Here is a 12,524-nt window from a genome sequence, read left to right on the forward strand (position 1 = left end):
CGCCCCGCGCGGCGGCGCCCCCGGGTCCCCGGGGTCAGCCCTCCGCGCCGGGCGCCGGCTGGAGATCGAACTCCCCGTCGCGCGCCCCGAGCACGAACGCGCGCCACTCCGCCTCCGTGTACCGCAGCACGGTGGCCGTGTCCAGGGAGGACCGCATCGCCACCGCGCCGTCGGGCAGGTACGCGATCTCCACCCGCTCCTCGTGCTCCTCGGTGCCGGGCGCGCTGTGCCACTCCACGCCGGAGATGTCGAGTGCGTAGAGTTCGTCCCGCTCCCGGTCCTTGCGCGCCCTGAGTTCCCGGGCCCGGTCCTCCCCGGCCTGGTCCTGCTCCCGGTTCCGGTCCGTGTCCCGGCCCTCGGCGTCGGTCATCGTGGCTGGATCCTTCCTGAGATGCGGGCGGCTGTGCGGGCGTCACCCTACTGGCTGTGTTTCCGCCCGGCCGGGGGATCGCGGATGTCCGCCACCGCACGGGTGACCGCACCGGCGTTCCCCGGCCACCGGGCCCGCGGCCACCGCCGCCCCGCCACCCTGGTACTCTGTGTGACGGCCGTATGTGTACGCGCCCCCGGAACCGAGGGTTCTGGAGGCCGCGCCCAGCGGATCCCCGCCTTCCGAGTCATGGAAGACCCCCCGAGACGCAGACCGGGGGCACTCGGTGGCCACTCTCAGTGCAATGAGGAGTACACGTGTCGCTCGACGCCGCAGTGAAGAAGCAGATCATCTCCGAGTTCGGTACCAAGGAGGGCGACACCGGCTCCCCCGAGGTCCAGGTCGCCCTGCTGTCCCGTCGGATCTCCGACCTGACCGAGCACCTCAAGAGCCACAAGCACGACCACCACTCCCGTCGCGGTCTGCTCATCCTGGTCGGCCAGCGCCGCCGGCTGCTGCAGTACCTCGCCAAGAAGGACATCCAGCGCTTCCGTGCGCTGGTCGAGCGCCTCGGCATCCGCCGCGGTGCGGCGGGCGCCAAGTAGGACGCCGTGGAGGGAGCGGTTCCCAGCGTTCGGGGGCCGCTCCCTTTGCCGTACGCGCCGGTGCGCACCGGCGCGCGGACCACTCTGCGTGCGCGGTGTCACCGCGGCTTTGTAGTGTGGTAGCAGAACAAGGGACGTACGACACCGCGTGATACGCGCCGCCCGCACCCCGCGGGCCGTATCCCGCGCGTCGACGGGTCAGCGGACACGTCGACGGACAACGGACGAACGAGGAGGAGCGCACCCCGCCGCCGCCGGTCCTCGGTAGTGGCCCCCGGAGGAGAACCCCCGGGAGCTTCGATCGAAGACCGGCCCGCACCGGACGGAGCGCTTCTCCGTACACCGTCCCCTCCGCCACACGGGCGGGGAGGGACCAAAGACGACAAGTAACGGAGAAAACGCTAGTGGAGAACGAGACCCACTACGCCGAGGCCGTCATCGACAACGGCGCCTTCGGCACCCGCACCATCCGCTTCGAGACGGGCCGCCTGGCCAAGCAGGCCGCCGGCTCCGCCGTGGCGTACCTGGACGACGACACCATGGTGCTGTCGGCCACCACCGCGTCCAAGAACCCCAAGGACCAGCTCGACTTCTTCCCCCTCACGGTGGACGTCGAGGAGCGGATGTACGCCGCCGGCAAGATCCCCGGCAGCTTCTTCCGCCGCGAGGGCCGGCCCTCCGAGGACGCCGTCCTCACCTGCCGCCTCATCGACCGCCCGCTGCGCCCGTCCTTCAAGAAGGGCCTGCGCAACGAGATCCAGGTCGTCGCCACGATCATGGCGCTCAACCCGGACCACCTGTACGACGTCGTGGCGATCAACGCCGCCTCCGCGTCCACGCAGCTCGCGGGCCTGCCCTTCTCCGGCCCGATCGGCGGCGTCCGCGTCGCGCTGATCCGCGGCCAGTGGGTCGCCTTCCCCACGCACACCGAGCTGGAGGACGCCGTCTTCGACATGGTCGTCGCCGGCCGTGTGCTGGAGGACGGCGACGTCGCGATCATGATGGTCGAGGCCGAGGCCACCGACAAGACCGTTAAGCTCGTCGAGGGCGGCGCCGACGCCCCCACCGAGGAGATCGTCGCCGCCGGTCTGGACGCCGCCAAGCCCTTCATCAAGGTGCTCTGCCGCGCCCAGGCCGACCTCGCCGCCAAGGCCGCCAAGCCGACCGGCGAGTTCCCGATCTTCCTGGACCACCAGGACGACGTCCTGGAGGCGCTCTCCGCCGCCGTCCGCCCCGAGCTGGCCCAGGCGCTCACCATCGCCGGCAAGCAGGAGCGCGAGGCCGAGCTGGACCGCGTCAAGGCGCTCGCCGCCGAGAAGCTCCTGCCGGAGTTCGAGGGCCGCGAGAAGGAGATCTCCGCCGCGTACCGCGCGCTGACCAAGTCCCTGGTCCGCGAGCGCGTCATCAAGGAGAAGAAGCGCATCGACGGCCGCGGTGTCACCGACATCCGCACCCTGGCCGCCGAGGTCGAGGCCATCCCGCGGGTCCACGGCTCCGCCCTGTTCGAGCGCGGCGAGACCCAGATCCTCGGGGTCACCACGCTCAACATGCTCCGCATGGAGCAGCAGCTCGACACCCTCTCCCCGGTGACGCGCAAGCGCTACATGCACAACTACAACTTCCCGCCCTACTCGGTCGGTGAGACCGGCCGCGTCGGCTCCCCGAAGCGCCGCGAGATCGGCCACGGCGCCCTCGCCGAGCGCGCCCTGGTGCCGGTCCTGCCGACCCGCGAGGAGTTCCCCTACGCGATCCGCCAGGTGTCCGAGGCCCTCGGCTCCAACGGCTCGACGTCCATGGGCTCGGTCTGCGCCTCCACCATGTCCCTGCTGAACGCCGGTGTGCCGCTGAAGGCCCCCGTCGCCGGCATCGCCATGGGCCTCATCTCCCAGGAGATCGAGGGCGAGACGCACTACGTCACCCTCACCGACATCCTCGGTGCGGAGGACGCCTTCGGCGACATGGACTTCAAGGTCGCCGGCACCAAGGAGTTCGTCACCGCCCTCCAGCTCGACACCAAGCTGGACGGCATCCCCGCCTCCGTCCTGGCCGCCGCCCTCAAGCAGGCCCGTGACGCCCGCCTCCACATCCTCGACGTGATGATGGAAGCGATCGACACGCCGGACGAGATGTCCCCCAACGCGCCGCGGATCATCACCGTGAAGATCCCGGTCGACAAGATCGGCGAGGTCATCGGCCCCAAGGGCAAGATGATCAACCAGATCCAGGAGGACACCGGCGCCGAGATCACCATCGAGGACGACGGCACCATCTACATCGGTGCCGCCGACGGCCACTCCGCCGAGGCCGCCCGCACCACGATCAACGGCATCGCCAACCCGACGATGCCCGAGGTCGGCGAGCGCTACCTGGGCACGGTCGTCAAGACCACGACCTTCGGCGCCTTCGTCTCCCTGCTGCCCGGCAAGGACGGCCTGCTGCACATCTCGCAGATCCGCAAGCTGGCCGGCGGCAAGCGCGTGGAGAACGTCGAGGACGTGCTCGGCGTGGGCCAGAAGGTCCAGGTCGAGATCGCGGAGATCGACTCGCGCGGCAAGCTCTCCCTCATCCCCGTGATCGAGGGCGAGGACGCCGAGTCCGACGACAAGAAGGACGACGCCGACAAGTGACGTCCCGTAGCGCCGAGGCGACGGCCCGCACCTCCCAGGAGGCGCGGGCCGTCGCCCGTACCCAAACCCTGATCAGGGGCGAGAACGGCATCGGCACCGTCCGCAGGACCACCCTCCCCGGTGGTCTGCGGATCGTCACCGAGACGCTGCCCTCGGTCCGCTCCGCGACCTTCGGCATCTGGGCGCACGTCGGCTCCCGCGACGAGACGCCCGCGCTGAACGGCGCCACCCACTACCTGGAGCACCTGCTCTTCAAGGGCACCACCCGCAGGTCCGCCCTGGACATCTCCTCCGCCCTGGACGCCGTCGGCGGCGAGATGAACGCCTTCACGGCCAAGGAGTACACCTGCTACTACGCACGGGTGCTCGACACGGACCTGCCGCTCGCCATCGACGTGGTCTGCGACATGCTCACCGGCTCGCTGATCGAGGAGGAGGACGTCGACGTCGAGCGCGGCGCCATCCTCGAAGAAATCGCCATGACCGAGGACGACCCCGGTGACTGCGTGCACGACCTGTTCGCGCACACCATGTTCGGCGACAACGCCCTCGGCCGCCCCGTCCTCGGCACCGTCGACACGGTCAACGCGCTGACCGCCGACCGCATCCGGCGCTTCTACCGCAAGCACTACGACCCGACCCACCTCGTGGTCGCCTGCGCCGGGAACATCGACCACGCCAAGGTCGTGCGGCAGGTCCGGGCCGCCTTCGAGAAGGCCGGGGCGTTCCGCGACCCGGTGGCCCGGCCCGTCGCCCCGCGTTCGGGACAGCGCGCCATCCGCACCGCCGGCCGCGTCGAACTGGTCGGACGCAAGACCGAGCAGGCCCACGTCATCCTCGGCATGCCCGGTCTGGCCCGCACCGACGAGCGCCGCTGGGCGCTGGGCGTCCTCAACACCGCCCTCGGCGGCGGCATGTCCTCCCGCCTCTTCCAGGAGGTCCGGGAGAAGCGCGGCCTGGCCTACAGCGTGTACTCGTACACCTCGGGCTTCGCGGACTGCGGCCTCTTCGGCGTCTACGCGGGCTGCCGCCCGTCCCAGGTGCACGACGTGCTCCGGCTCTGCCGGGACGAGCTGGACCGGGTCGCCGCCGAGGGGCTGAGCGACGAGGAGATCGGGCGCGCCGTCGGCCAGCTCCGGGGCTCCACCGTCCTCGGCCTGGAGGACACCGGCGCGCTGATGAACCGTATCGGCAAGAGCGAGCTGTGCTGGGGCGAGCAGATGTCCGTCGACGACATGCTCGCCCGGATAGCCTCGGTCACGCCGGACGACGTCCGCGCCGTCGCCCGCGACGTCCTGGGCCGGCGGCCGTCGCTGTCGGTCATCGGCCCGCTCAAGGACAAGCAGGCGGCCCGGCTGCACGACGCCGTCGCCTGACGGCGCCCCCAGAGAAGGAAGCAAGGTGACATGAGCAAGCTGCGCGTGGCCGTCCTCGGTGCCCGGGGACGCATCGGTTCCGAGGCCGTACGGGCGGTCGGGGCCGCCGACGACATGGAACTGGTCGCGGCCCTCGGCCGGGACGACTCCCTGGAGACGCTGACCGAGCGCGGCGCCCGGGTCGCCGTCGAGCTGACCACCCCCGACTCGGTCATGGCCAACCTGGAGTACTGCCTCGCCCACGGCATCCACGCCGTCGTCGGGACCACCGGCTGGACCGAGGAGCGGCTGGCCCGGCTGCGGGAGCTGCTCGACGCCTCCCCGGGGACGGGCGTGCTCATCGCGCCCAACTTCTCCATCGGCGCCGTCCTGACCATGAAGTTCGCGCAGATCGCCGCGCCGTACTTCGAGTCCGTCGAGGTGGTCGAGCTGCACCACCCGAACAAGGTCGACGCCCCCAGCGGCACCGCCACCCGCACCGCCCAGCTCATCGCCGAGGCCCGGCAGAAGGCAGGCGCCGCCCCGGCGCCCGACGCCACTGCCACCGGCCTGGAGGGAGCCCGCGGCGCCAACGTCGACGGCGTGCCCGTGCACGCGGTCCGGTTGCGCGGCCTGCTCGCCCACCAGGAGGTGCTGCTGGGCGGAGAGGGGGAGACCCTCACCGTCCGGCACGACTCCCTGCACCACAGCAGTTTCATGCCCGGCATCCTGCTGGGCGCCCGCCGGGTGGTGACGACCCCGGGCCTCACCTTCGGCCTGGAGCACTTCCTGGACCTGGGCTGACCGGCCAGCCGCCGACCCGCCCGCCGCACCGAACCCCGAACCGAGCTGCCAACTGACATGCGCGCGAAGATCTCCTACGTCATCACGGCCGCCGTCCTGGTCTTCTACTTCGTCCTGGTCGGCAGCCGCGGCGTCCTGCTCATCGACGCCGGGACCCCGCTCACGGTCGCCATGGGCGTCGCCGTGCTGGTGCTGCCGGTGATCGGGCTGTGGTTCCTCTGGAAGAACACCCAGTTCGTCCGCCGGGCCAACCAGCTCGCCGCGGAACTCGACGCCGAGGGCGGGCTGCCGGTCGACGAGCTGAGACGCACCCCCAGCGGGCGCGTCGACCGCGACTCGGCCGACGAGGTCTTCGCCCGCCGCCGGGCCGAGACCGAGGCCGCCCCCGACGACTGGCGGAGCTGGTTCCGGCTCGCCGTCGCCTACCAGGACGCCCGGGACACCCCGCGCGCCCGCAAGGCGATGCAGCGGGCGATCGCGCTGCACGACGGCAGGCCGGCCGCCGAGGCGGCCTGACACCGGACCGGGGCCGGAGCGAGGCCGGAGCGGCGCCGGACACCCGGCCGGCCGTGTCCGGACCGGCCGGGTTCCCCGGCACCCGTCCGGCCCGTGCCGGTACGACGGCGCACGCCGCGGAACGCCGGTGGCCCGGTCCCCGCCGAGGGGACCGGGCCACCGGCGTTCCGTCACGTTCGGCGGATCAGCCCCGCCGGTACTCGTCCGCCCACGCCTCCACGGTGTCGGCCGCCCGGTCGAAGGCCTGCTCACGGCCCAGGAAGTCCGCGTTGTGCGTGGTCATCAGCGGCGGCAGGACGTCCGTGCCCCGGCCCTGGCGCGCCAGCAGCAGCGCCTGCCCCTGCACCGTGCGCGGCAGCCCGAGCCAGCGCACCGGCTGCTGCGTCGTGCGCACGCTGGCGACCTGGTCCCAGGCGACCGTGCGGGTGGCGAGGAAGCCCGTCTGGCGCACGCCCCGCGCGCTCACCCAGGTGCCCATCCGCAGCAGCCGCAGGGCGCACGCGATCATGACGAGCGCGATGGCGAAGACCGAGGCGGCGGAGGACAGCGGGCCCGTCGCCCCGATGACGACCGCCGCGAACAGCACGAAGGAGGCGAGCAGCAGCGCGAGCGCCGCCGTGCCCACCCGCCAGGGCCCCGGCCGGTAGGGACGGCGCCAGAGGTCCCGGTCGTCGTACGGCAGCGCGACATCGTCGGTGGTGTCGAAGGCTCGGTCGGCCGTCAGGAAGGGGAGGGGCACGGTCGGTCCTCACTGGTTCCGGGCGAGTGCTGTGCCGGTGAGGCTATCGACCCGCGCCGGGGGTCACCACCCTCGGGGGGCCGGACGGGCCGCCGCCCACCGGCCGCACCGGCCCCGGTGGCGCACCGGCTCGGGTGGCGCACCGGCCCGGGGCCGGGCGGAGGCGCCGGGCTCAGCGACCGTCGGTCGCCTGGTTCTGCTGGTGCTGCCGCGACGGCTGGTCCGCCGACAGCGCGGGCATCCCGAGCACCAGGGACCCGACCAGCCCGGCGACGATCGTGAGGCCCAGCAGCGAACGCCCGGCCAGGCGGCCGGGGGAGAGCCGCTCGCGCGGCGGGGGAGTGACGTTGCTGCGGAACCTGTCGGTCTCGGAGACGAAGGCGAAGGGCACGGGTTCACTGCGGCGGGCCATGGATGCTGCTCCCTTCCGGGACCGGTCGGATCCGGGACGTGTGTGCGGGGCCGGCGGATCGGATACGGCACCGGCCGTCACCCCTACAGACGAACGAACGCCCGCACTGGTGCCCGTTTTCGCCGACTTCATCGCCTCAGGGCCGGGAACGCCCCGATTGACGGCCCGTGAAGCTCCCGTCCGGGCGGGCCGTAGAGTGGCCTCGCCAAGCGACACGATGGGAAGGCCCGCCACCCGTGACCGACACCCCCGCCGACGACACCCCGATCGACCTCCGCAGCGACGTCACCGTCGAGCTGGTCAGGAGCAGCGCGACCGACTCCGACGTGCTGTTCGCCGCACGGGTCTCGACCGCCGGGGAGCAGTCCCTCGAGGAGCTGGAGAAGGACCCGCAGCGCTCGAAGGGCCTGATCAACTATCTGATGCGGGACCGGCACGGCAGCCCGTTCGAGCACAACTCGATGACCTTCTTCATCAGCGCCCCGATCTTCGTCTTCCGCGAGTTCATGCGCCACCGGGTCGGCTGGTGCCTCGCGGGGGACACCGCGGTCACGCTGGAGAGCGAGTCCGGTGAGCTGCGCAGGCGCACCATCGCCGAGCTGTACGAGCGCTGGCACCTGGGCGGGGACGACCGGCTGCCGGCCTCGGCCGCCGGCGTGACCTGGCACGGCGGGGCCGGCCGGTGGGCCGCGCGGGTCCGGCGCGACGGGACCGACCACCACCTCGGGCTCTACGCGTCCCGGGAGGCGGCCGGAGCGGCCGTGGCGGACTTCCGGGAGCGGGACCCCGGCACCCGGCTGCGCGGGCTGGAGCCGGTGCGCGACAGCCATGTGCGCTGCCACGACGAGGAGACCCTGCTCGCGGGGCGGGCCAGGATCGTCGACGTGATCCGGTCCGGGGTCAAGAGCCTCATCAGGATCACCACCGCCTCCGGCCGGACCCTCCGCTGCACGGTCGACCACGCCGTGTTCACCCCCGAGGGCTGGCGCAAGGCGGGCGATCTGGCCGTCGGCGACGAGGTCATGGCCTCCGACGACGCCCCGCGGCCCTCCGGCGCCCTGCCACCCGCGCTGGAGCGCGGCATCGGGGTGTGGATGTCCACCCTGAGGGAGCGGCTGATCGGGGACGTCGACACCTGCCACCGCTGCGGCCGGGACCTCCCCCGCGAGGAGCTGGCCCTGGACCACGTCGTCCCCGTCGAGGACGACCCGGCGCGGGCGCTCGACGAGCGCAACCTCGCCCCCGCCTGTGAGCCCTGCCACGCGGCGCGGAGCGCGGAGCGGCGGGACCGGCGCGGGAGCGGCGCGGCCACCGCGGTGCCGGACCGGATCGTCGGCATCGAGGACGACGGCGAGGAGATGACCTACGACCTCTCGGTCGAGGGCCCCTGGCACAACTTCGTCGCCGACGGCATCGTCGTGCACAACTCCTACAACGAGGAGTCCGGCCGCTACCGCGAGCTGCGCCCGGTCTTCTACGTCCCGGACGACTCGCGCAAGCTGGTGCAGCAGGGGCGGCCCGGCAAGTACGTCTTCGTCGAGGGGACCCCCGAGCAGCACGAGCTGACCGGCCGCGCGATGGAGGAGTCGTACCTCCAGGCGTACCGGACCTACCAGGAGATGCTGGCCGCCGGCGTCGCCCGCGAGGTGGCCCGCTCGGTCCTCCCGGTCGGCCTGTACTCCTCGATGTACGCCACCTGCAACGCCCGCTCGCTGATGCACTTCCTCGGCCTGCGCACCCAGCACGAACTGGCCAAGGTGCCGTCCTTCCCGCAGCGGGAGATCGAGATGGTGGGCGAGCTGATGGAGGCCGAGTGGGCCCGGCTCATGCCGCTGACCCATGCCGCCTTCAACGCCAACGGGCGTGTCGCGCCCTGACGCGTCCCCGGCGGCCCGCCGGGCACACATGTGCGCATCAGCCGCCCGAAGTGTCCGTATTGCGGGCTTTGGAGAAGTTCATCTAGCCTGATCAAAGGGACCCGGCACTGCTTGAACCCCCGAGCAGGCAGTGCCGGGCTCCACCTCCGTTCCGACCTGCCGCCTCCCCCGAGGGCAGACCAGGCCCTGTGCAACGAGTAGCGTGTAACCCATGGCTCCGACCTCCACTCCGCAGACCCCCTTCGGGCGGGTCCTCACTGCCATGGTCACGCCCTTCACGGCGGACGGCGCACTCGACCTCGACGGCGCGCAGCGGCTCGCCGCCCATCTGGTGGACGCCGGCAACGACGGCCTGATCATCAACGGCACCACCGGTGAGTCCCCCACCACCAGCGACGCGGAGAAGGCGGACCTGGTGCGGGCGGTGGTGGAGGCCGTCGGTGACCGCGCCCACGTCGTCGCCGGCGCCGGCACCAACAACACCCAGCACAGCGTCGAGCTGGCCCGTGCCGCCGAGCGCGTCGGCGCCCACGGCCTCCTGCTCGTCACGCCGTACTACAACAAGCCCCCGCAGGAGGGCCTGTACCAGCACTTCACGGCCGTCGCGGACGCCACCGCGCTGCCGGTGATGCTCTACGACATCCCCGGGCGCAGCGGTGTCCCGATCAACACGGAGACCCTGGTCCGCCTGGCGGAGCACCCGCGGATCGTCGCCAACAAGGACGCCAAGGGCGACCTCGGCCGGGCGAGCTGGGCCATCGCCCGCTCCGGCCTGGCCTGGTACTCCGGCGACGACATGCTGAACCTGCCGCTGCTCTCCGTGGGCGCCGTCGGCTTCGTCTCCGTCGTCGGCCACATCGTCACCCCCGAGCTGCGGGCCATGGTGGAGGCCTTCGTCGCCGGTGACGTGCAGAAGGCGCTGGAGATCCACCAGAAGCTCCTCCCGGTCTTCACCGGGATGTTCCGCACCCAGGGCGTCATGACCACCAAGGCCGCGCTCACCCTCCAGGGGCGGCCCGCGGGACCGCTGCGCGCGCCCATGGTGGAGCTGAACGCCGAGGAGTACGAGCAGCTCAAGATCGATCTTGCCGCCGGCGGGGTACAGCTCTGAGAACGGACTTCGCGCCACCGCGCCATCCGGCGCCACCAGGACTTCACAACTGAATACGCGGGCCACCGGTGCCCGCACCCCCAACCACAACTGCTTCTGCACGAACGTCATGCGCGCCACGTGCCCACCGGTACGTGGCGTGTGTGGTGAGGAGAGTCTTTTGAGTCATCCGCATCCTGAACTGGGCCGTCCCCCGAAGCTCCCCGACGGTGGCCTGCGGGTCACACCGCTCGGCGGTCTGGGCGAGATCGGCCGCAACATGACGGTCTTCGAGTACGGCGGCCGTCTGCTGATCGTCGACTGCGGAGTGCTCTTCCCGGAGGAGGAGCAGCCCGGAATCGACCTGATCCTGCCGGACTTCTCGTCCATCCGGGACCGCCTCGACGACATCGAGGGCATCGTCCTGACCCATGGCCACGAGGACCACATCGGCGGTGTCCCCTTCCTCCTGCGGGAGAAGCCGGACATCCCCCTGATCGGCTCCAAGCTGACCCTGGCGCTCATCGAGGCGAAGCTCCAGGAGCACCGCATCCGTCCGTACACCCTGGAGGTGGCGGAGGGTAACCGGGAGCGCGTGGGTCCCTTCGACTGCGAGTTCATCGCGGTCAACCACTCGATCCCGGACGCGCTGGCGGTCGCCATCCGCACCCCGGCGGGCATGGTCGTGCACACCGGCGACTTCAAGATGGACCAGTTGCCGCTGGACAACCGCCTGACGGACCTGCACGCGTTCGCGCGGCTGAGCGAGGAGGGCATCGACCTCCTGCTCACCGACTCGACCAACGCCGAGGTCCCCGGGTTCACCCCGCACGAGCGGGACATCTCGGGGGTGCTGCGGCAGGTCTTCGCCGGTGCCCGCAAGCGGATCATCGTGGCGAGCTTCGCCAGCCACGTGCACCGCATCCAGCAGATCCTCGACGCCGCCTACGAGTACGGCCGCCGGGTCGCCTTCGTCGGCCGGTCGATGGTCCGCAACATGGGCATCGCCCGGGACCTCGGCTACCTGCGGGTGCCGCCGGGTCTGGTCGTCGACGTGAAGACGCTGGACGACCTGCCGGACAGCGAGGTCGTCCTGGTCTGCACGGGTTCGCAGGGCGAGCCGATGGCCGCGCTCTCCCGCATGGCCAACCGGGACCACCAGATCCGTATCGTCGAGGGCGACACGGTCATCCTGGCCTCGTCGCTCATCCCGGGCAACGAGAACGCGGTGTACCGCGTGATCAACGGCCTGACCCGGTGGGGCGCGAACGTGGTCCACAAGGGCAACGCCAAGGTCCACGTCTCGGGCCACGCCTCCGCGGGCGAGCTGCTGTACTTCTACAACATCTGCCGCCCGAAGAACCTGATGCCGGTGCACGGCGAGTGGCGCCATCTGCGGGCCAACGCCGAGCTGGGCGCCATGACCGGCGTCCCGCACGACCGCATCGTCATCGCGGAGGACGGTGTCGTCGTCGACCTCGTCGAGGGCAAGGCGAAGATCACCGGCAAGGTGCAGGCGGGCTATGTGTACGTCGACGGCCTCTCCGTCGGCGACGTGGGCGAGCCGGCCCTGAAGGACCGCAAGATCCTCGGGGACGAGGGCATCATCTCGGTCTTCGCGGTCATCGACGCGTCGACCGGCAAGATCACGGGCGGTCCGCACATCCAGGCCCGCGGCTCGGGCATCGACGACTCGGCCTTCGCCGCGGTGGTCCCCAGGATCACGGAGGCGCTGGAGCGTTCGGCGCAGGACGGGGTCGTCGAGCCCCACCAGCTCCAGCAGCTCGTCCGCAGGACCCTGGGCAAGTGGGTCTCGGACACCTACCGACGCCGGCCGATGATCCTGCCGGTGGTCGTGGAGGTCTGACGGACCGTCGGTCCGCCGGACCCCGTACACCCGGAGCCGGGCCCCCGATTTGCGTCGGGGCGCCCGGCTCCAGTACGTTTACATCTCCGCTCGGACGGACACCCGCTCACTTCGTGGGCAGGGAGCTGCCCCGGAGGGCGGAAATTCCGGCTCAGAATCTCTGATAAAGTCGGAGCCGCCGGAAAGGGAAACGCGGAAGCGGGAACCTGGAAAGCACCGAGGAAATCGGATCGGAAAGATCTGATAGAGTCGGAAACGCAAG

Annotated in this window: 10 protein-coding genes and 3 pseudogenes; 10 read left to right on the top strand and 3 right to left on the bottom strand. The window is 71.5% G+C overall.

Going from position 1 to position 12,524, the window contains the following annotated elements; all coding sequences use genetic code 11:
• Positions 1 to 34 precede the first annotated feature (34 nt).
• Complete coding sequence (locus ACZ7LB_RS30755; protein WP_471472795.1) at positions 35 to 370, bottom strand: DUF397 domain-containing protein; 336 nt, start codon at positions 368 to 370, stop codon at positions 35 to 37.
• 317 nt (positions 371 to 687) lie between these two features.
• On the opposite strand from ACZ7LB_RS30755, the gene rpsO reads away from it, so the two are divergent.
• The 5 genes from rpsO (at position 688) to ACZ7LB_RS30780 (ending at position 6,277) form a co-directional block, all read left to right on the top strand.
• On the top strand, positions 688 to 975 hold the full coding sequence (gene rpsO / locus ACZ7LB_RS30760; protein ID WP_161225662.1) for a 30S ribosomal protein S15: 288 nt from the start codon (positions 688 to 690) through the stop codon (positions 973 to 975).
• A gap of 404 nt (positions 976 to 1,379) precedes the next feature.
• On the top strand, positions 1,380 to 3,602 hold the full coding sequence (locus ACZ7LB_RS30765) for a polyribonucleotide nucleotidyltransferase (RefSeq protein WP_471472797.1): 2,223 nt from the start codon (positions 1,380 to 1,382) through the stop codon (positions 3,600 to 3,602).
• A complete protein-coding gene (locus tag ACZ7LB_RS30770; protein WP_471472799.1) occupies positions 3,599 to 4,978 on the top strand; it encodes a M16 family metallopeptidase in 1,380 nt (459 codons plus the stop codon). The genes ACZ7LB_RS30765 and ACZ7LB_RS30770 overlap by 4 nt, the downstream gene beginning before the upstream one ends.
• 30 nt (positions 4,979 to 5,008) lie before the next feature.
• Positions 5,009 to 5,761, top strand: a complete 753-nt coding sequence (dapB, locus tag ACZ7LB_RS30775) for a 4-hydroxy-tetrahydrodipicolinate reductase (RefSeq protein ID WP_471472801.1) — start codon at positions 5,009 to 5,011, stop codon at positions 5,759 to 5,761.
• Positions 5,762 to 5,818: 57 nt separating this feature from the next.
• Positions 5,819 to 6,277, top strand: coding sequence for a tetratricopeptide repeat protein (locus tag ACZ7LB_RS30780; RefSeq protein WP_471472803.1), 459 nt, complete (start codon positions 5,819 to 5,821; stop codon positions 6,275 to 6,277).
• 184 nt (positions 6,278 to 6,461) lie between these two features.
• On the opposite strand, the gene ACZ7LB_RS30785 is transcribed toward ACZ7LB_RS30780, so the two are convergent.
• Both ACZ7LB_RS30785 and ACZ7LB_RS30790 read right to left on the bottom strand, forming a co-directional pair.
• Positions 6,462 to 7,016 carry a hypothetical protein gene (locus ACZ7LB_RS30785; protein WP_471472805.1) on the bottom strand — a complete coding sequence of 185 codons (555 nt, stop codon included), beginning with the start codon at positions 7,014 to 7,016 and terminating at the stop codon, positions 6,462 to 6,464.
• Between the two features lie 172 nt (positions 7,017 to 7,188).
• The gene (locus tag ACZ7LB_RS30790) at positions 7,189 to 7,428 is read right to left on the bottom strand and encodes a hypothetical protein (protein ID WP_471472807.1); all 240 of its coding nucleotides are present in this window, start codon (positions 7,426 to 7,428) and stop codon (positions 7,189 to 7,191) included.
• A gap of 236 nt (positions 7,429 to 7,664) precedes the next feature.
• Between ACZ7LB_RS30790 and ACZ7LB_RS30795 the strand changes: the two are divergent.
• From ACZ7LB_RS30795 to ACZ7LB_RS30815, 5 genes and pseudogenes are all read left to right on the top strand, one after another.
• A pseudogene (locus ACZ7LB_RS30795) lies at positions 7,665 to 8,012 on the top strand (FAD-dependent thymidylate synthase); the annotation flags it as partial.
• Between the two features lie 246 nt (positions 8,013 to 8,258).
• A pseudogene (locus ACZ7LB_RS30800) lies at positions 8,259 to 8,852 on the top strand (HNH endonuclease); the annotation flags it as partial.
• A gap of 3 nt (positions 8,853 to 8,855) precedes the next feature.
• Positions 8,856 to 9,305, top strand: a pseudogene (gene thyX / locus ACZ7LB_RS30805) (FAD-dependent thymidylate synthase); the annotation flags it as partial.
• Positions 9,306 to 9,516: 211 nt separating this feature from the next.
• Positions 9,517 to 10,416: a 4-hydroxy-tetrahydrodipicolinate synthase gene (gene dapA / locus ACZ7LB_RS30810; RefSeq protein WP_161225654.1), complete on the top strand. Its 900-nt coding sequence runs from the start codon at positions 9,517 to 9,519 to the stop codon at positions 10,414 to 10,416.
• A gap of 160 nt (positions 10,417 to 10,576) precedes the next feature.
• The gene (locus ACZ7LB_RS30815; protein ID WP_161225653.1) at positions 10,577 to 12,262 is read left to right on the top strand and encodes a ribonuclease J; all 1,686 of its coding nucleotides are present in this window, start codon (positions 10,577 to 10,579) and stop codon (positions 12,260 to 12,262) included.
• Positions 12,263 to 12,524 lie beyond the last annotated feature (262 nt).

This window comes from Streptomyces sp. NPDC107521, assembly GCF_055598485.1.